23 protein-coding genes, 2 tRNA genes and 2 pseudogenes are annotated in these 19,173 nt (G+C 42.4%); 7 read left to right on the top strand and 20 right to left on the bottom strand.

The window, feature by feature from the left end:
• Positions 1-135: 135 nt before the first annotated feature.
• Together WMW72_RS34165 and WMW72_RS34170 are read left to right on the top strand one after the other, a co-directional pair.
• Positions 136-579, top strand: coding sequence for an OsmC family protein (locus WMW72_RS34165; RefSeq protein WP_341420112.1), 444 nt, complete (start codon positions 136-138; stop codon positions 577-579).
• 128 nt (positions 580-707) lie between these two features.
• Positions 708-1,082 (top strand): hypothetical protein, encoded by a 375-nt coding sequence (locus WMW72_RS34170; RefSeq protein WP_341420067.1) that lies wholly within the window; start codon positions 708-710, stop codon positions 1,080-1,082.
• 78 nt (positions 1,083-1,160) lie between these two features.
• Here the strand turns inward: WMW72_RS34170 and WMW72_RS34175 are convergent, their stop codons facing one another.
• Entirely contained in the window at positions 1,161-1,478 is a 318-nt protein-coding gene (locus WMW72_RS34175; protein ID WP_341420068.1) for a cyclic-phosphate processing receiver domain-containing protein, read from the bottom strand.
• A gap of 204 nt (positions 1,479-1,682) precedes the next feature.
• On the opposite strand from WMW72_RS34175, the gene WMW72_RS34180 reads away from it, so the two are divergent.
• Entirely contained in the window at positions 1,683-2,375 is a 693-nt protein-coding gene (locus tag WMW72_RS34180) for a DUF3888 domain-containing protein (protein ID WP_341420069.1), read from the top strand.
• A gap of 77 nt (positions 2,376-2,452) precedes the next feature.
• Here WMW72_RS34180 and WMW72_RS34185 read toward each other — a convergent pair whose 3' ends face one another.
• Positions 2,453-3,340 (bottom strand): LysR family transcriptional regulator, encoded by an 888-nt coding sequence (locus tag WMW72_RS34185; protein WP_341420070.1) that lies wholly within the window; start codon positions 3,338-3,340, stop codon positions 2,453-2,455.
• Between the two features lie 124 nt (positions 3,341-3,464).
• On the opposite strand from WMW72_RS34185, the gene WMW72_RS34190 reads away from it, so the two are divergent.
• On the top strand, positions 3,465-4,349 hold the full coding sequence (locus WMW72_RS34190) for a DMT family transporter (protein ID WP_341420071.1): 885 nt from the start codon (positions 3,465-3,467) through the stop codon (positions 4,347-4,349).
• Positions 4,350-4,401: 52 nt separating this feature from the next.
• Positions 4,402-4,515: pseudogene (locus WMW72_RS34195) on the top strand (GNAT family N-acetyltransferase); the annotation flags it as partial.
• Between the two features lie 195 nt (positions 4,516-4,710).
• On the opposite strand, the gene WMW72_RS34200 reads toward WMW72_RS34195, so the two are convergent.
• From WMW72_RS34200 to WMW72_RS34210, 3 genes are read right to left on the bottom strand one after another with little or no spacing between them, the layout of a single operon-like run.
• Positions 4,711-5,217, bottom strand: coding sequence for a GrpB family protein (locus WMW72_RS34200; protein ID WP_341420072.1), 507 nt, complete (start codon positions 5,215-5,217; stop codon positions 4,711-4,713).
• A gap of 22 nt (positions 5,218-5,239) precedes the next feature.
• Complete coding sequence (locus WMW72_RS34205) at positions 5,240-6,115, bottom strand: amidohydrolase family protein (protein WP_341420073.1); 876 nt, start codon at positions 6,113-6,115, stop codon at positions 5,240-5,242.
• Positions 6,102-9,272 (bottom strand): GNAT family N-acetyltransferase, encoded by a 3,171-nt coding sequence (locus WMW72_RS34210; RefSeq protein WP_341420074.1) that lies wholly within the window; start codon positions 9,270-9,272, stop codon positions 6,102-6,104. Before WMW72_RS34210 ends, WMW72_RS34205 begins: the two co-directional genes overlap by 14 nt.
• A gap of 220 nt (positions 9,273-9,492) precedes the next feature.
• Here WMW72_RS34210 and WMW72_RS34215 point away from each other — a divergent pair, with 220 nt between their 5' ends.
• On the top strand, positions 9,493-10,146 hold the full coding sequence (locus WMW72_RS34215; RefSeq protein WP_341420076.1) for an Imm50 family immunity protein: 654 nt from the start codon (positions 9,493-9,495) through the stop codon (positions 10,144-10,146).
• An 81-nt stretch (positions 10,147-10,227) separates the two neighbouring features.
• On the opposite strand, the gene WMW72_RS34220 is transcribed toward WMW72_RS34215, so the two are convergent.
• The 3 genes from WMW72_RS34220 to WMW72_RS34230 form a co-directional block, all read right to left on the bottom strand.
• Positions 10,228-10,650 carry an S-layer homology domain-containing protein gene (locus WMW72_RS34220; protein ID WP_341420077.1) on the bottom strand — a complete coding sequence of 141 codons (423 nt, stop codon included), beginning with the start codon at positions 10,648-10,650 and terminating at the stop codon, positions 10,228-10,230.
• 562 nt (positions 10,651-11,212) lie between these two features.
• Positions 11,213-11,294, bottom strand: a tRNA-Leu gene (locus WMW72_RS34225).
• A 4-nt stretch (positions 11,295-11,298) separates the two neighbouring features.
• Positions 11,299-11,376, bottom strand: a tRNA-Ile gene (locus WMW72_RS34230).
• 333 nt (positions 11,377-11,709) lie between these two features.
• Between WMW72_RS34230 and WMW72_RS34235 the strand changes: the two genes are divergently transcribed.
• A complete protein-coding gene (locus tag WMW72_RS34235) occupies positions 11,710-11,961 on the top strand; it encodes a hypothetical protein (RefSeq protein WP_341420079.1) in 252 nt (83 codons plus the stop codon).
• A gap of 272 nt (positions 11,962-12,233) precedes the next feature.
• Here the strand turns inward: WMW72_RS34235 and WMW72_RS34240 are convergent, their stop codons facing one another.
• From WMW72_RS34240 to WMW72_RS34290, 12 genes and pseudogenes are all read right to left on the bottom strand, one after another.
• Positions 12,234-12,965 carry a DNA polymerase beta superfamily protein gene (locus tag WMW72_RS34240; RefSeq protein ID WP_341420080.1) on the bottom strand — a complete coding sequence of 244 codons (732 nt, stop codon included), beginning with the start codon at positions 12,963-12,965 and terminating at the stop codon, positions 12,234-12,236.
• Positions 12,966-13,002: 37 nt separating this feature from the next.
• Positions 13,003-13,539, bottom strand: a complete 537-nt coding sequence (locus WMW72_RS34245; RefSeq protein ID WP_341420113.1) for a 3'-5' exonuclease — start codon at positions 13,537-13,539, stop codon at positions 13,003-13,005.
• Positions 13,540-13,648: 109 nt separating this feature from the next.
• Complete coding sequence (locus tag WMW72_RS34250) at positions 13,649-14,344, bottom strand: metallophosphoesterase family protein (RefSeq protein WP_341420081.1); 696 nt, start codon at positions 14,342-14,344, stop codon at positions 13,649-13,651.
• Between the two features lie 39 nt (positions 14,345-14,383).
• The gene (locus WMW72_RS34255) at positions 14,384-14,923 is read right to left on the bottom strand and encodes an SMI1/KNR4 family protein (protein WP_341420082.1); all 540 of its coding nucleotides are present in this window, start codon (positions 14,921-14,923) and stop codon (positions 14,384-14,386) included.
• Positions 14,924-15,095: 172 nt separating this feature from the next.
• Complete coding sequence (locus tag WMW72_RS34260) at positions 15,096-15,335, bottom strand: hypothetical protein (protein ID WP_341420083.1); 240 nt, start codon at positions 15,333-15,335, stop codon at positions 15,096-15,098.
• 35 nt (positions 15,336-15,370) lie between these two features.
• Positions 15,371-16,099 carry a hypothetical protein gene (locus WMW72_RS34265; RefSeq protein WP_341420085.1) on the bottom strand — a complete coding sequence of 243 codons (729 nt, stop codon included), beginning with the start codon at positions 16,097-16,099 and terminating at the stop codon, positions 15,371-15,373.
• Positions 16,100-16,148: 49 nt separating this feature from the next.
• Entirely contained in the window at positions 16,149-16,427 is a 279-nt protein-coding gene (locus WMW72_RS34270; protein ID WP_341420086.1) for a hypothetical protein, read from the bottom strand.
• On the bottom strand, positions 16,411-16,848 hold the full coding sequence (locus WMW72_RS34275) for an AAA family ATPase (protein WP_341420087.1): 438 nt from the start codon (positions 16,846-16,848) through the stop codon (positions 16,411-16,413). The genes WMW72_RS34270 and WMW72_RS34275 overlap by 17 nt, the downstream gene beginning before the upstream one ends.
• Before the next feature lie 2 nt (positions 16,849-16,850).
• Positions 16,851-17,027: pseudogene (locus tag WMW72_RS35765) on the bottom strand (tRNA(His) guanylyltransferase Thg1 family protein); the annotation flags it as partial.
• A gap of 2 nt (positions 17,028-17,029) precedes the next feature.
• Positions 17,030-17,527, bottom strand: coding sequence for a hypothetical protein (locus WMW72_RS35745; RefSeq protein ID WP_423227639.1), 498 nt, complete (start codon positions 17,525-17,527; stop codon positions 17,030-17,032).
• 60 nt (positions 17,528-17,587) lie between these two features.
• Positions 17,588-18,076 (bottom strand): Imm6 family immunity protein, encoded by a 489-nt coding sequence (locus WMW72_RS34285; RefSeq protein WP_341420089.1) that lies wholly within the window; start codon positions 18,074-18,076, stop codon positions 17,588-17,590.
• A gap of 697 nt (positions 18,077-18,773) precedes the next feature.
• Positions 18,774-19,106: a hypothetical protein gene (locus tag WMW72_RS34290; RefSeq protein ID WP_341420091.1), complete on the bottom strand. Its 333-nt coding sequence runs from the start codon at positions 19,104-19,106 to the stop codon at positions 18,774-18,776.
• Positions 19,107-19,173 lie beyond the last annotated feature (67 nt).

Consider the following 19,173-nt stretch of genomic DNA (forward strand, 5'->3'; position numbering starts at 1 on the left):
TCCTGCCACCGGCTCCACCAGAAAATAATGTCATCCTTACATGACTTCTCCAGCTCTCAAAAAGTCCATGGTTGAAAGTCTAAGAAAGAGTGAGAAAACAAGAGAATTTATTAATTTATAGTGGGAGTGAGTATCATCGCTATCACGACATTCAAAGCTACTGCCCATTTACAAGAAGGTGTAGTCGTTAAAGTACGTTCCAGAGACTTTGAATTTACTATAGATGAACCTAAGAGCTTGGGCGGAACCGACACGGGCATGAATCCGGTCGAAGCCCTGCTTGGTTCCTTGGGCGCCTGTCAATCCATTGTTGCCCGGGTGTATGCCAAAAAGTTTAATATTAGCCTGAATGATTTTTGGGTAGAAGTCGAGGGGGATCTGGACTTGGATGGATTTTTCAAGAAATCTGATGTTCGTCCCGGGTATTCCGACATTCGCTACACGTTTCACATAAAAACAGATTCGCCTAGAGACCAGGTTGAGGAATTTGTAAAGTTCCTGGAAGAAACATGCCCCGTTGGGGATACCATTGCTAATTTGGTTAATCTCAAGCTTAGCGGGATTGTGATCGAGAATTAAATAGTCAGAGTTCATAGAAAAACATCCGATGCGGGTGTTTTTCTTTGCGTTTGATTGACAGTTTATGTATGATTATTGGATATGACCATGGATTTTCCAATAAGACAATGCGATCAGGAGGTCCTACAATGCCCAGAAGATGGCTTATGTTCACATTGTTATTAACTGTACTGATGACTTTTTCAGCATGTGGATCGAGTCAATCCGATATCCTGGAAAAACTAACAAGCAGCGAGACCGGCAAGCTGTCTATTCCCCTCTTTTCGACTTCAAGCGATTACGACCAGCAAGTTCTTGCCGTCTTAAATTCCGAACCTAAGCTGCTCGAGCGTGTGGAGAAAAGTCAGATCTATAAGACCGCAGATGAGCATAAGTGGTTAAAAAAGCTGGGAGTAGCATCCAAGTATCCAGACAATCTTGTTCTTATCTTTAACGATAAAGAACTTCTATTTCAAACTCACGATCCCGAACAATTACGGAAGTTCGCTAATGAATTAAAGTAAAATCCTGTTTTAAAAACTTGTACAAAGGACCTCTACAGGGGTCCTTTGTTTGTTAACCAACAAATTCCCCCGGATCTCTCATAAGGAGAAGAACAACGGCTCTGGCCGAATATATAGCTCAACCTCCTTCGGCTTATGCTTCTGTAACAGCTTGAACATCCGGAGGCGGCCAAATGGATTGGCACTATGGATGATGATTTTCTTGGCGTATATGTTGTTGGCTACCATAAATTTGACTAATTCGTAACCACTTGGCTTACCGAAGCCTAGATCATGATCCAAGGACAAGGTATCCAGTTTCTTCGACCGAATGAGCTCCATACAGGATTCTACACTTCTTGCTAATTGATAGCCCTGCGGACAAGGACGTATGTCGTCCAGATACACATTGATCATCTATAATCGCCCTCCTCCCCTACATACTATATGAAGAGGTCGGTCCTGATTCTTGGACACTTATACAATCGTAAGAATGACAGCGAAGATCGTTTCTCTCTTCAGAGGCGAGTACTGGAAAGATTTATATGAATTTGCAACTAGCAGTTCATTGGCTTCGTCAATTGGATAGAAGAATTTACAATTTGAAGAGGAGCGGACGAATTGAAAAAACATTTTATTGCAGGTGTGTTATGTGGTGCCATCTTAATGGCAACAACTTCTGTATTTGCTTCGAGTGTAATTGAAGCAACAATCTTTCCAAGTAAAGTTACTTTTTTTCTAGCTAACGGACTCTCCAAAGAAGCACAGCTACAGGAAGGTGAAGAGGTGCTTAACTATAATAATAAGGCATATGTACCTCTTCGTTTATTCGCTGAGAGCAGTGGTGCTGTTGTCAAATACACACAAGCCTCTCCTGAGACGGATAACATACATAAAATAGATGTTCACTATGTTGCTGAAGAGGCTCTTTCTGAGCAAACTTCAACTGCTGCTGGTAATAAGCCTCTTGAGGACTCGAGGGAACTGCAGCTACAAGATATGCTTGTTTTAATTCTACTTCCGCATATGAAAGAGAAACTTGCTGAGGTATACTCCGATGTAATTTCAGTACCACCAGTTATTTATCCAGATTCTGTAAACGTGAAGAACATTGAAAGGGTAGCTGCTTTCCGTGGTTTTGATTTTTTAATCACATTAGATGCTCAACCCATAGTCGGTCCTCATATACCTGTCGGCGAAGATGTGTTTACCTATCGGATCTCATCAGCTGGAGTTGAGCTTAACAATTTTGAACATCTTAGAGGACCCAATAAGGATGACTTCCTCCCCAATTACCAAAATCTTTTGAAGTAACGGGGAACGTTAGTTTAACAGCAAAGCATGTTGCCACACAATTAGTGGCAGCATGCTTTATTCCTCCAACGGTAAGTCTATTGCACAAGAGGAATATACCTTTCTTTATTCTCTACAATAAAATCAAGAAAGCATCTCACAGCTATTGACGCTTGTTTTCTATTTTTTATGGCTATTCCAATCCTTCGGGAGAAACTCGGGGAAGTTTCTTTGCTGAGGATATTGTACGGGGTTCTTTTTAGAATAAGTTCAGCCAATATGCTTATACCTAGCCCATTTTCGACCATTGAAATGATCGTATAATCATCATCAAGACGGTATTCAATCTTGGCTTGGATCCGATGTTGGCGAAACATGTCTAACACTTCTTTTTTTGTCCCTTCTTCCAAAAGGATCATAGATTCCTGCTCAAAAATACTCAAGGGTACAGACTCTTCATGAGCATATGCATGGTTTGCAGGAAGAATAGCTAGCATCCGGTCCTCCATGATCGGAATCACTTCAAATTCTCTTAAAGTAGGCAAATCCACAAAACCGAAATCGACCGTTCCCTCCGAAATCCAGATTTCGATTTGGCGGTAGTCCCCTTGAATCAGCTCAAATTTAATATTCGGATGCTTGGCTTTAAAGTCTTTGAGAAGTGGAGAAAGCAGATGACACGAAATACTGGAGAACGTGCCGATCCGGATAAGCCCGCTTTCTATGCCAAGCAATTCAGACACTTTGTCGGCAAGCTCCATATAGGCTTGGCTTAGCTTTTGAATATGAGGAAGCAGTTCTTTGCCGTCTGAAGTAACAGAAACTCCAGCATGACTTCTATTCAAGAGCTTGATACCAAACTCATTTTCCAGTGAGATAATAATTTGGCTGACGGCCGATTGCGAATAATTGCAATAATCTGCTGCCCGTGACAAGCTTCCCAGCTCAATGACCTTCATAAACACTTCGTATTTTGATTTTTTCATATAGTGCCTCCAGCCATGCATAAGATATTCTTATTCTCAATATATCATATATTGGCTTCTCTTATCCCCTAATTATGAGTAGGATATTGTTCATCACACAACAATAGGGGTTAAGGTGAATCGAATGACACAAAAACAAGCAAACTTAGTTTTAGCTACGGTATCCATAGCTTGGGGCCTATCGTATATGTTCATGAAGCTCGGCATTGACGGAATGCCACCGGCAACCATAGTCGCATTGCGTTGTGGTATTGCCTTCCTTGTGACCATGATGATTTTCGGTAAAAAAATGCTCAAAATCAATATGCAGTTATTGAAATATGCTTCGATCTCCGGTGCTTTACTGGCAGGCATTTTTGCCCTGCTGTTATATGGGGTGCTGACTACATCTGCGACCTCAGCAGGTTTTCTAACAAGTACCACGGTGGTCATGGTTCCGATCCTTCAAGCATTCCTCCAACGAAAGCTTCCATCCCGAGCTATCATGTTTGGTGTTGTGATTGTATCTATTGGACTAGTGCTCATGACCGTTCGCGATCAACTGACATTTGACATAGGCGCCATCTATTGCTTGATTGCTGCTTTGCTGTACGCGGTACATATCATGGTCTCGAATCAATTTGTACGAGAAGTAGACGCCTTACAATTAGGTATTTATCAGCTTGGCTTTTCTGCCCTTTACGCCACTGTATTTACCTTTATATTTGAAACGCCGCTACTGCCGGATAGCCCTATCCATTGGTTAGCGATTCTTGGCTTGGCCCTAATATGCAGCGCTTATGGTTTTGTGATGCAGTCTGTCGCTCAAACCTACACAACGGCAGTGAGTGTAGCGTTTCTGTTCTCGCTCGAACCTATTTTCTCGGCGATCTTTGCCTTCATCTTCTTGAAGGAGATGGTCGGAGTAAATAGTTATATCGGTGCTGTACTTATCATTACGGGCGTTTTTATAGCGAATCGGAGCACCCGTCGCGGATTAAGAAAATCCAGCGCTCATCAAGTGAGCTGACGAGAAACTTTTTTTAAAATTCGTTCATCCCCCCTACGATCCCAACAAGTACAAGCTATGGATTGCAGAGCACAATGATGAGATTGTTGGTTCTATTGCAATCTTGAATCATGGCGACAGCGCTCAGCTGAGATGGTTTCTTCTACATCCCGACTATCGTGGCTGAAAAAGAAAACCATAGCTGGAAAGACAATCTTATGGAACTGAAATTTGAATTAAACCTGGAAGACTTGGAATGAATGTCATTTGATCGTGCAGACAAATATATCGCCATTCAAACATTTGGGGCGCAGCGGCCAGTACGCCCCCCGGTGACCAGCTGCAGCAAAAAAACCTGTCATATCGACAGGTTTCTTATTTTTCATCTCCATCCGGCACGTTTAAGAATCTCATTCACAAATTCGCTCTTGGCACGGGTATATGCCTTACGGTCGTTTTGAAATCGTTTTGCGAGTTCTAGCTTCAAATCACCGTACTGTTTGGCGTCCTCCGCATGACTTCTCAAATAATCCCGAAACAAGATATGACGCTTATATTCAGCGTTGTTTACCGTACAAACATACAGGTGATGCCAGGGTACGTTAAGAGGTGGCATAAAAGCCTCCCTGCCCGTGGCTCCCAAATCGCCCTCATGAACGTAACCAAGCTCGGCCAGTCTTTGGATGGCTAATTGAACATCCGGCTGCGAAGACACGATGACGTCCATATCCACAATCGGCTTAGCTGCCAATCCTGGAACTGAGGTGCTCCCAACGTGTTCGATCTTGATTGCAATATCGCTCAATACCGGATGAACAAAGTCTCGCAGCTGCTCAAATAACCTGACCCAATCCGAATCATATTCGACAACCTGTACACCAGAACTCATATTCATCTCCTCACAACTGTACTCAGAGCGCGTCGATCCGTTGACGGATGCGAGGAAACAGCTCAAAAGCGTTGTGATAGAACACCTTCTCATGATGCTGCTCCGGCACGAGCCGGCGGATGAATTCCGCATACAGATCGATCGGCGCGAGCGGCCAGTCGGTCCCGAACAGCATCTTCTCGTAGTGATCTGAGTATACGAGCGCCCGGCGGAAATGGTCCATGAACAGCGGCTCATTCATGAACCGCTCAAAATGAGGCCGGTCGCCGACCACCAGCCCGGACAAGTCGGCATAGACGTTCGGATTCTTGGCCACCACTTCGGCAGCATCCATCACCCACGGATCGCCCAAATGGCAGATCATGAAGTTCACGCCGCGCTGCTGGTAGGCCAGCTCATCGACAGTAAGCGGATGCGAATATTTAAGCAAGCCATTCATCGAGTACGTATCGCCAGTATGAATCACCACGGGCGTGTTGTACTTGGCAGCCAGCTCATAGATCGGGGTGTAGATTTTGTCATAAACATAATGATGATAGTAACCGGCATACAGCTTGATACCGGCCACTTCCGGAGCTTGCAGCCGCGCTTCGATCCGGTCCAGCTCCTCCTGAGCCTGCCTCCCGCCGAGCCGATTGGGATTGATCCCCACGCACTCCATCAGGAACGGCGGGACGCTGTCTTCCAGGTCGAGCCCCATCGGATTGGGCGAAGCGGAATCGGGAAAGGCTCCCTTTGTCTGCTCCGTAACGCCCATGCCGATGCCAAGAACGACGTCGTTCTTATCAAACTCAGCCTTGAGGCCAGCGGCGCTGTACTCCACTTTGGACTGATTCAGCGCGGTTTGATGAAAGCTGTCGATGTCCGACAGATGAATATGAATGTCAATGATCGGCATGTGAGTTCCCCTTCTCGTTGTCAGTGCTGACAAATGTGAGCTTCCGCAGGCTTTGGACATCCGCCAGATTCAGTGCCATCCGGCCCATGATTAGAAAGACCGGCTGGGTCCAGACCGTATCCCCATGCCGAAGTGCCAGCTTATGATCCACAGCGTGGCCGAACACCTGGTTGTTCATATACGCCGATGACCGCTCGGAATAACGATGCACCACATGCAGCATGTCCTCGCGAGAAACCGCCCCGATCCGCAACACTTCCTTGGTAGGAAGATGCGCCTCCGTCTTCCCAAGCAAGAACCTTCCTTCTCCCGGAATTTCCATCACGCCCTCGGAGAAGATGGGAGAAGGCTTGAAGAAATGATCATCCGTGATCGAGAAATGCGGCAGAACCATTCCACTTCCGTTGGTGACCGCATGCAGCGCACATAGCACAGGGACACCGGGCAGCATCAGGTAATGCTGCTCGATCGTAATCCCCCGCTTCGCTTCCTGTTTCTCGATATGAGTCGTCAGCTTCAGTCCCTTCCAGAGGTTGCCGTGAATGTCTGTCCGCTCAGCCCAAGCCGCGATTCTCGGCTCCAGCCGCCAGCTGAAGCCGCTTATGCCGGGAATCTGCACACCAAGTCCTCCGTGCCAAGGATTCCACCAGGAACGCGGGACCGCTTGTGGATAAGAGCTATCCAGCCACTCTTCTCCCTGGTACTTCAGGGAATGCACAACACTCCCGAACTGGGGGGCAGCCGCTATCGAGATAACGCCGTTGCTCACCGTGTAAATGGAACCAGCCGGACCTTCCTCCACCTTGGAAACGAAGCTCCTCTCCGTTTCCAGTTGGGGGAACCAGAGCGCCGTCCGCTCCTGGACCCGATCCTCACCGCGATAGACAGCCCGGACCTTCCAGCCGTCGCCTTGTTCCAGCGCGTTCTTTTCCTCCCGAGGGATCTCAAAGCGCGCGGAACGCAGGTCCTGCTCCCGGTTCAGCTGGATGTCGGCTGCCTTCCGTTCCGGCTCTCTGCCGTTCTGCGCATACAACTCCAGGGTGCCGACGAGCGGAAGCAGCTTGCGTTCGATGAGTTCGGCGTTCAGTGCCCCCGCTAGGAACGGATTACCGCCGCCGAGCACCAGGTCAAGATGATTGTCCAGAGCCGGGTCGATCGAATCCTGCCGCTTCTGGGCAAATGCGCGGAAATCCCGCCACTTCGTAAAAGCGTTCAGAACAAACACCGTCGGCTCCGTACGCACGACCGCTCCAGCCGCGATTCGGCCAAGACCATGCTCCAGCCCGAGCGTATATTCCGGGCGAAACAGCTTCAGGGAAGGGTCCCAAGAGATCCCGTAAGCGGCATTCTCTTTCTCGCAGAACAGCCAGTTCTCGGTGATCTGACTGCTATCCCAATGATCCGGATCGCTGGCGTAAGCGTCACCCATGTCCACGTAACGTTCCTGGTAGGGCAGGATGAGCCGCTTGCCGAATAACCCGAAATTCGTCAGCAGGTACATCTTCTCTACCAGCGCCTCGCTGCCGGTGTTGCAGATTTCGTGGTGAAATTCGGAAATCCCGCTTGCCAACAGCTTGGCCACCGATTTCACCTGCAGACCGGGGAAGTTGTCCGACTCGTAGAGGGCTTCGAGCACCTGATACTCCCGATCAGGATAAATCTTCACTTCCTTGGCCTGCTTCTTGGAGAATTCTTCGGCAAACGGCTTGCCCAGCTTCGGGTAGACCCACCAGAATCTATGGTCCGAGCCAGCATAACCGATGGTCATGTTATTATCCAGCTTGCTCAGGTGGATGGAGAATGCACCATTCACAGCAACCCACTGCTCCCCGTCCTCACCTCCGAAGCGGCCATACGTTCCCTTGAGCAGAACCGATAGCTTGCTGACAAAGGAGAACGCCTTCCCTACAGCCGGAACGGCTCTTACTTCAAGCTCTCGCGAGTACAGGCCGTAAGACCGCAAGGTGAACGGTACGGGGATAGAGGCTTTGCCCTTAGCTGGAATGGTGAAGCTTACTGTGCGCTCCGCCCATTCTACACAATCATCCTCCAGCCAGTCAAAAGCGAACTGCGCCTCCGACGCAAAATGATTCTCCACGTTCAGGTAGAACACGGCGGGAATGCCCGGATACGGCACTCCATCTGGCAGTGCCGGTTTCATCTTCACCGGAAGCTTCGTAGCAATACCGGTGCGGAACTCCGCCCTCCTGCCGCCGATGACCCACTGGCTCCTGACAATGGGATGAGTCTTCTTGGCATTCTGCTCCTCCTGCACCGGATCAAGCTCGAATTCGCCCTCTACGACGACGGTTTCTCCCGGATCAAGCGTATGGGCTGCGGACAGAGCAAACTTGATATTCTTGTCGTCCTGGCCCTTGATCTCGATCGCCAACTCGGACGCAGAGCGGTTCTGGATGCGATAACGAACCTTATAAACGGCACCGAACACGAGATCATGATCGTCGATCTCGGTGAAGATTGCAAAATCCGGCGTGTCCAGAGCGGTTAGCCCCCGTCCGGTCTTCTCGAATTCCGCCCGCAAGGCAAGCTCTCCCTTGCGCCAAGTGTAATCGAAGAAATCAAAGCCCCGCTCCCGGCGGCCATCCGGTTCGATCACGAGCTCGCGGGTGCTGTCAGCATACCAATCCAGCTCTTCGAAATACGGGGCGAGCACCTCGGTCTGCAGGATAGTCGGGATAAAGTTCATCAGATGGACGAAATCATCACTTTTTTCCCAGAAAAACCCGCACTTCTTGTACATCGGCACGGCCTTGGTGTTGCCCGCCCAGGTGAACAGATCGAGACGCGGCCAGCCCGCTTCCACGGTCTTGCGAACCGCATTCAAGATCAGATTCCGGCCAACCTTGTGCCCGTGATAATCGGGCCGTACATTCAACAACGGCACATACAAGGCCCCTTCGTCCTGGCGGTAGTGCGCGAAGCTGCAGAAGCCAACAACCTCCTCGCCGTGAACGGCGAGAAAGACATGAAGATGTGAGGAAATCTCCATTTCCCGGCGCACGCTGTCCTCCGTTCTCTGGTCGGTGCCGCCTCCCCAGCTTTCTTTGCTGAGGTTCCACATGTCAGCAACCGCTGCCGCGTAGGATGGTTCATATTCTATAATGCGGATTTGTTCGGCTGTGGCATTTGCTGTCATGTTCTCATCTCCTTTATCTAATCGATAAACGACGCCTGTACACCTTGTATTGATCGAAATAGCTTGATGAGCTATAGTTATTATAACATTAATTGGAAGAATAACGATGAGGTCTAAACTTTTTTACCCAAAGTTTACCTCATTCTTTTCTGTTGACTAGGCTGAGAGCATGCTGGAACGGGTTGAGATCGTTCAGGTGGAATGACTTGGAGGTGTAGAGGTGGGAGAGGAATTATTCAGATCTGCTGGTTGGGGTGTTCATGTTCTATCCGTAGAACGTGAGACGGTCAAGTTTCCCAAGGAAGAGGAAGCGCTGGCCTTTCGCTTACACATCCATGGGGATCCATCGATGAAGCTGCGCATGCATGACCAGATTCAGCTTATTGCAGGGCAGGCTGGTACCCCTTCATGGTCAGCTTTTAGAGCCGTCGTTAACCAATATGAATCAGGTTCGTTGTTATTGTTCATAAGCCCTCAGTACGAATCGCGCTTGGAGGAAGTGCTCAGATTTGAGCTACTATTTTCTCCGCTGGCATCCATTATGGGAATCAATGAGGTTATGCAAACCCTTGGCTGGTTTCCCCCGTTTCATTACGCTGAGATTACCCAAGCTGACCTGAGGGTTGAGAAAGAGGGCTTGGGAAAAACGTTGCGCATAACCATCAAAGACACAGCCGGAGATTTCTCCCCCTACGCCGTGTCTTTTCAATTTACAGGTATTCATGAGGAGAAGCTGTCTCCGTTTGACGAACAAAATAGGTTACTTCAATTGGATTTCTGCTATGAGCATGAAGCCATATATGTCTTCATGGATGCGCAGATGGGCTTCGGAGGATCTTTTCTATGCCGCGAGGTTAGTATGAGGGTAGAGTGAATTGCTCGGGCCGATGCTGTGGAGTTTTGTACTCAGCCATGATGAGGACATTGCGGATGAAGCACACGGATTCCGCCCGCGTCAGGTGGTCACCGCCTTGATAGCCCTAGACCATGGCGGCTGCTTTCCTCTGGGATAGCTGCTTGTCGAGCACATACCGAATCGCTTGGTCACCAATTGCGTTAACCCCTGTGTGACCGCTAGCAGCTCCGCAACGGCCGTTCGTGTAATCGGCTTATCGTGCTGCTCGATTTGGAGCGGATACTGATGCGCGGCGGCGAATGTATCATACGTTGCGCTCCAAGTTGTACTCTCCGGCTGTTCCGCTACTCCTTTTATAGCGATCAGGAGCATTTTCAGAAATTGTTCTTCCGTGGTTGTCGTATCCGGACTAAACCTACCAGGAGCCACGCCGCTCACCATACCGTTTTCTAACGCCCATTCGATGTCTGTCTTGGCCCAGTGGTGGCTTACCTTGGTAGTCAGTGATCTGAAGTGCTCCACGAATAAAGACTGATTCGCCGTCTTTGAGATACTTCTTAATATAATCCACTGTATCGAATGGAGTTAATGTTTTATTATCTTTTACTTTTTTCCTTCTTCATCTCGCTCAAGACCTGCTTTAATATTCATTTGAATCTCGAAATTGTCATCCCGTTCCTTGTATCTTTCACCCCAAGTAACTTTCTAGATATTTTTATTATCACGCTTACCATCACTAGGATCGCGATATACAAGATTAACCTCTTTTGTTTTTGATCCCATTAGCTCAACGTAGACAAATTCTGCTGGACTTGTTTTGATACCAAACTGAATCTTTTGCCAAGGATTACTCCCATCTTTCTTTCGCTAAATGCTTTGTCATTTGAAAGGCCTGTGACGATTCCTTTAAGAACAAACTGTCCCTATGTAGGTTGTAGGTTACTCATTATTATTTATCTCTCCTCATAATTTATATTATAATTATTGGTTAATTTAGAGGAAAGATTTCGGTGGATCTCTACTGTCTATTCATATCACCTACTTATCAGAGTAAAATTGTTGTTAGAATGAACTGTGGTTGCAATACAGATAGCGAGACTCGAACTCGCAAGGTGCATTACCGCAGCATTTTAAGTGCTGTGTGTCTGCCCTTCCACCATATCCGCTCAGTGGATCTTGCAGGATTCGAACTTGCGATGATGTGACCAGTTATGAGCTGGTTGCCATCGGCCTCTAGGCGAAAGATCCAGAATATAAATTCATCCTTTGTCACTTTTAATTGATTCAATTGCTTTCTTTATGTTTAATCCCATTTGCTTCACAATTATCTCAACCGAAAGTAACAAAGGAGGTTTATTCATTTGATGTACTCCTATTCTTTTGCGAAGCAGCTGCTTTTTTTGTGTAGTTAATATAGCATTTTCAAAATACTTTAAATTACATTTTTTATTCTTATAAAATTCGACTTTTATTCTTATTTATAAATTCTATTTTGTGCAATAATTTGAAATATTTAATAATGTGTACCTAGTTGTTCAAGGTAAGTTTTTATTGTAAAATCTACTATAAAGGAGGTGCTAAATGGCTGGAACTTTACGAAATCCTACTATTGGTGAAGTTTGGACCTTAGGTGAACCATCTCGAAAGAAATATGAAGAGGCTGAAAACGCAAAACGAAAAATTTTAGACTACATTCCTTTTAAAATCGGAAGAAAATTCGAAATTATTGAAGTTACTAATTTATTTGGTGGCATAAAATTAAAAGATTTACAAAACGAACGCTTTATTTTTCATGCATACAAACATCACCTAGGAAAGAAAGTAAGTAACTAAAAGAAGTCTCTGACTTCTTTTTTTATTTTTACAGATTTTAATTCTGCTCAAGCACTCCTTCTTTTATAGATAAATTCTCATCCTTACAACCACAATCAGCCTCGAACGCATAGAAAAAAACTTTACAGCGGTTCACTGGCAAGTTCCTTTCCATTCTGAACCAAATTATGCACCATTTAATTAGTTCAAGTCTATATGGCTGATCATTAATCTCTTTAATATAAAAGACAACATGCTTTCTGCCTAATGTTCAAAGATGTAAAGTGTACTTTTTATACTAAATCAATATTATTTTTAATTAAGGATCTTAGCAATCTCTGTAACTTGTTATTGGTCTCTTGATTAACTTTTTGAGACATATATGCATCCTCAATGAGTTTTGTTTCTGCCTCCACATCCTTAGTTAAATCGATAAACTGGTTATATGCTAGACCACCATGTTTGACATTCAACATAAACTCCCTTTCTTCACCCTGATAAACAATAGACGAAGAAAAGTCATTAAAATCAGTAGAATAGAATTTTGAAATAAACTTTAAAAAGTGCAATGACATCATTGCTTTCTTTGTATTGTATCCGAACTTATCTATAATCTCTTGTTGTTTATCAGAATTTGGCTTAAGCAAATCCTTCATCTGACCGTGATACATACCATAACAGCTATTATACAAGTTCCTTAAATTGATTCTTGCTAAATCGTCACGCATTCCAATAATTTGATTTATTTCTTTATAGTCATATGTATCAATCTCAACTGAAAACAAAAGCTCTAGGAATGTTAGATTTGAGTTAAATAGAAGTTTTTCAAGCTTCCTAACATCATGTATCTCAATATCTTCAGCATCTGAAGTGGTAAAATTTTTGTATATGACACCATTATACAAATCATCAAAGGTAGGCAATACAAATAGCTTGATGTCTCGATCAGATTTATTGTCATTTAGATTTCTATTTACGCTCCCAGAAAGAGCCTTAAATACTACTTCTCGTCCATGTACTTTCACTTTTTATAGTCATCTCCTGCCCAACGAAATGCACGTTTTATTTAAACTCCAATTTATCGTAAATCTTAATAAATATCTTCGCAATGTTTCGAGCATCGTCAATACCCCTGTGATGGATACCTTCCAATTGAAGCTTCAGCATTTGTAAAGCTCTTTCCATGCCGACACCTCTTCCCTTACCAATCATCTTTCCGTGCTGGTGCTTTATGCTAATATGATTCAGCAGCCAGTTATTCGAGATTTTATGTAAATCGCAATCCGTCATCAACTGGTTTTTATCATAAAAGCCCCAAGAGCATAGGAAATATTCCTCTTCACCTATCCAATCCTTGAATTTATTAATGGCCTCTATAAAGTAAGGGGCCTTATTAACATCCTCTTGTTTGATAGATGTAAGGTTTTTACAGAAATCCGACAACCATGGATTCCGTATTGGTTTGATGAATGTTTGAAACTCATCAACAAACTCAAGTTTGTCATTTAATTTAACTGCACCAATTTCAATTGTTTCATTTCGATTTGAACGGACATTCTCCCAGCAGGTGGCCTCTAAATCAAGTATAATATAGTTCATTTTACTCATCCATTTCTTAAAGTTGTTATTGTCTATAATAGCATTATTAACCAAAAAAATTCTCAGTAATTATTAATTCTAATAAAACAATACTAATTAGACAATGTATTTATGTCAGCTGCAATACATCTGTAAATATCAATCTCTGATTCCGTGGTAACTCAATATCAGCATGAAAATGAGCAAAAAACCATTTTTTATACTTTAATTTCTTATCTATGTCATTAAAATATCTGTGCATCTGATCCAATTCATACCTAATACCCAGTCGCTCGCTTATCCGCTCCATAGTTCCACTGCAGCATGTATGTGTAATCACATAATCCACAACCCACCTATGCCTATCTAGGTTCTTCAGACCCTCTTCATACTCTGCATATGATGGCATTTCACGTCTCCACCAGGAGATACCCTCTCTACGATGCTCCTTATCATGTGAATCAGCTCCACCGAATGTGAAGAACTTCTTTCCTTCAATTTCATACACTTGGCCACGCATCAAATGAATTATCGATTCATTGATCTTATGCACCTTACCTCCATTCCACTCCTCAACAGGATAGGCGTCCAATAAGTCATGATTCTCATGATTGCCATCAATAAACAAGGTAGTGAACGACTTCTCTTTATTAAGCCATTTACGCCAATACATGTCTTCCTTGTCATTGTTCCAGACAAGTCCAAAGTCTCCCGCTATGATAACATAATCTTTCTTAGTGAGGCTTTTCTGCTGAGGGAAGTTCCTGGTGTTCAGTCTTTTTCCGATACTTACGCTGCCATGCACATCTCCAGTAATATAAATCAAATCGCTTCACTCCAATCAAATATCCATTTTATTACATACCTAATGCCAACGTTTGTCCATTTCATCACTCATTGAAGTTCTCCCCATACATAGCTCTAAAAATGAATCAGCTACACGAACGCTACCCTCAAAGTCTAGATACCCAGAATGAGCTACAAGGATAGGGTATTCATTGTCAGTCATCTCTTCCCTCATATCAAAAATATAATGATTGCCATAACCGTCCATACCCATTGAAACACAATGCTTCATATATTCTGGAAATTCATAGGCTACATTATACTCTCTAAATTGCGTAATACTAAAAAATTGAAAATATCTATCTCCTCTCTGAAAATCTCCACCATTTGAATATTGTAGGAATTCGATATACGTCGATGGAAGTTTTTTCTGCGGAAAACTCCATTGCGAAGGGGCAAATGGTATGTCAGAGCCTGTCTGAGCGTGTGTGTCTATGACGCTCTGAATCTCTAGATCTGATATCTGTGTATTCCAAGTCTCATGGAAATTATAAATTTCTTGATTGCTTGCCCCTTCTCTCTTTTCGAATGCATCTTCAAAAATTTTATCCCATTCCATCTATACTCCTCCGATCCTTACAAAATCTCAATTTTATTCACTTTCATTCTCCCTGTCGTCGGAATGATGACTCCACCAATATGAAAAAAATTATCAATTATTACTTGGCGATTCTTTTTATTTACTCTAATTTTCAATCATCTACCCTCTCCTTTCCAATGAAACTTCGGTTTTATCTTAAGGACTTCCTGACAGTTACATAATTACTTGGGATCTCATTTGCTTCTTTGACTTCTATTAGATATCCACCAGCATCTCTATTGTTTGCAAAATAAACCCTTGTGACACAATAGTATTTGCCTTCATACTGAAGAAATGATTTTACTGGAATAGCATGATCACTGGTAATATTAACAAAATCCCTGGCTTTGGGAAATTTCAACCTGTAACCTATTGTTGCTATCATAGCCACCTCACAAAATAAATTTATATAAATAATTCATTTCATTAAAAATAATAACTACTGAAATTATCATCAAAACATTTTTCAGTTTCACATTTAACTTTGTACCAAGTACCACCAATACTTTGATTTTCCTGTATGAACAATCTACTCGCGCATCGGATGCATTTCCTCGTAACATTTCTATCTTGTAGATACTCTTTAAGATACGCTTCAGCATGTTCTACTTCCTTGATTTCCAGTTCAAGTGCTTTATCGCTAATATCAAACTCTTTCATATCACCTCTGCTGGCGGAGATTGATCGCGGAAATGCGCCAAAACCTCCGACCAGCTCATGATGATGGGTACTAATTTGTCCCCCTCCTCGTTCGAATAATTTTATAATTGGCTCATATATGTCATGATATTTAATGGCTAATGGGTTGCCGCTATCAATTAAGCAACACCACTCAAGATAGTTGAAGCAAATTGCTTTAAAAATCGTTAAGTTAATTTTCTTGAGATTTGGACAAATTGTAAGCAAATTATCATAGTCAAGAATGGGTTCTTTATGAATTAATTTCGACATTCCCAGTAAAATATAAGCACTTTCCTCATTCATTAATTGTAGAAAGACTCCAACTCTACGATAATACTCGGCAATAAGCGTAGCGTCAGCCGTATACTCTCCTTTAGATCTAAAATCTCTATATCTTTTATGTGATATATTTACATATTGTTTTTCATCAATGCTATTGATTCGCATTACAGCTTTTAAGAAATAGTTTTCCATATCAATTCACCTGATTCCGTTTAACTAACAATATTCCATGATTTGTTCCCTAAAGAATTGTTACAGTAGCAATATCCTTTCCTGCCCAAAGCTTAAAACTGAACCCTTGTTCAAGTAAATGCCATGGCGCCTCGTCCACAATAAAAGCTACATCAGCCTCTGTATTCCATGTATTATCTATTAATTTATATACTCTTACTAAAACAGTCCATGTGTCTCCATAAAATCTATAATTCTCACTCTTCCCAATATTGACAACTATGTCTTTTATCCATTCATTGACTGGGAAATGACTGGGATCAAGACTCGTTTTAATCGATCTTGTCAATCAAAAATCCCCCAGCTGCTGATCTAACTAAGTACAACTCGTCGAATCCTTCAGCGAATGAAGGATTCTGCAATTTCTTTAATGTGCTCTTAATTGCTACTTCAGGCAATTTTTCTTTTCCTTGCCTCAAATCGTTCCGTGAATAAGACAAATCATAATCAGGTTCAAAGAAATAGCCAATCACCTTGAAGTTGTGATCCTTGGACATATCGATATATTTCTTTCTATCTGCGATTGTGGGATTCGTGTTATCTACAACAAATGGCTGCATTGCTTTGATGGAAGCCGTTAAAAAGATATCCTCACGATTTCTTGTCCGCAACATATCAAGATTAATTCGTATATGCGAATTATAGAATTTCTCTTTAAAAAAAGTTGACTTTCCAGAAGCTTGAATCCCGATAAAGATTACACATTCCACATCTACTCATCCTTATTCAAATAGACATATTGGTTAATGTAGTCTCGGTTCTGGCTGAAGATTGGTGTTTCAAAATCAACATCCCACTTACTCCGAGTTGCTTCACCTTTTTGAAAGTATTGTTTGGTGATGCAGACGCCGCGCTTTTGCCAAATAGGTAAGTCATTCCAATTGATACCCATTAAACGAACATTTTTAAGAAATCATCAATTGAATTTGCAAAAACTCCGTTGGGATTCTCTTCATAAACTTCAAAGTGCCCATAATCACAATCTATCCACTCTACTTGGTTTGTATCGTTATTAATTAATATTGGAATACTACCTATATTTATTAATAAATTGCCTATCATCATTCTTCTTCCAAAATCATTTCCCCCAGTCCATTCTAGAAAACCTTTAATAATGAATTCATTGACCACCTGAGATGAATGAGGCATTTCTAGAAAGAATTCATTTCGATCCCTCTCGGTTTCATTGAAAGAAAACCATGTATCCCATTTATTGTTTTGAGGTATAGTCATAAGCGATTTCAAGCTTCCTTCACCATTACAGCCATACACCCGAGTGTATAAACTTTTAATACTGGAGCACAACTGAAACCCTAGCGCGCTTTCAGCTTCTGAAAAATCAATCAAATTGCTGTTCGGCTTTACTTGAGACAACTTAGCTATTTTCATGGTGTACAAACACACTTCTTTCTATATAAAATTGTTGTTTTATTCTGATGAATTCTAGGATCATCTGTACTTCATTTCAATTAACCGAAGCTCCTGGCAAATGTTTGGTGAAAGATATTGGGTCACATCAATATGTAGTGAATTAAGAATTTTTATTTCTTCCTCTTCTGGTAAGTGTCCATCCCAAAGATCCTGAGGGAAATAACGTTCATTAGACCTGTGAGCACATTGATACATGAAGTAGTAAATACTCCAGATTAATAATATTGATGGAATTTCGTAGCGATCTGTCACTTCAGCATTAGCGATAAAGTCAAAACATCCATAATCTTCTTCATCGTCATTGCACATTCGGTATATTTGATCCCAATCTACATAGCTACCTAATAGCCATGAATTCCCCATATGAAGGATCTCTCGGAATTTTTTAAATGCCTGATCATACTTCCCTTCACCGAATTCATCTTCCAGATAATCAAGTGTCCGCTTGGCATAGGCCAAACAAATCGCCACTCTGCTATCAATGCTAATTTCCTCAATATTCTTCATATTAATAAATGCTCCTCAAATTGGTCAATAAAACAGCAGCATTGGTTTTATTTTCACGTTCCAATATACCCATCCATATGAAAATAGCCTTTTATGGGATTATTTCAAAATGTTCATTAAACCAGTCATCCCATTCATTCTGAAAATTAGTTTTTAAATATAAAATAGCTCCTTATAAAATTTCGGTTCCTCACTGTTTAGATTTTTGCTTAGCAAATTGAATGAAGAATGAGAAAGCTAAAGCAATAATTAAGTATGGTATTGATAGCATGAGTAAAAAAATGGACACACCAAACTTCGTATCTGACTCAGCAAAGGTAAAAGTCAGTACAAACAGACAAAAGTATTAAATAACGGAATTAATGCTGGAGATAAAATAATCCCTGATGATTCCAGTATGAACTTTAGCAAAAGAACACCTTCTGTTCCAATAAAATAACCATTTGATTACCACTAACATAACTAAATAATACCATTTCACATTGTTATAAGTCAATTATATATGTTTCATATGTTACTTATAAAAATCCAATAAAAAAGAGCTTCTCACTAGCAGCTCCTTGACATCAATTCCTACTCTCGTATTGTTTAGCATGACCAATTAAAGCCCATAACAATATCAGAGGATATAAGAATAAAAGCCCTATAAGAAAAAAAGCCCATGCAATTCCATTCTCTTTACTAATGCTTCGTTTTTTTAAAGGTCGGATGACCAATTTTCTTCATTAGCATTTGCACAAAAATCTTCAGCAAAACCCTCCTCAGTATCATTCATGACCTTATTGAACAAATACTCCATTTCAGCCATTTTTATATGCCTTTTGCTCTCCAGGATTTCCATGTGGACAATTACTGATTCTCTCGCTAAGAAGAGTGATGAAGGGATCTTATCCAATTCAGCATGTAACATATCAACCTTCTTATCTATTTGGTCGATGTTGTGCTTAATAACTTCGTAGTTTGTTTTAGTATCCTCGCATTGCATAGCTTTTTCAAACAGGTGCGGATCGATGATTATCACTTTTGACATGTGACTTCTCCTTTGCATATAGTTTCCTAACATTTACAATAGTATCATGGGTTATCTTGGTAATCAC

Origin of the sequence: Paenibacillus filicis (assembly GCF_038070315.1) — a bacterium.
Classification (GTDB): domain Bacteria; phylum Bacillota; class Bacilli; order Paenibacillales; family NBRC-103111; genus Paenibacillus_G; species Paenibacillus_G filicis.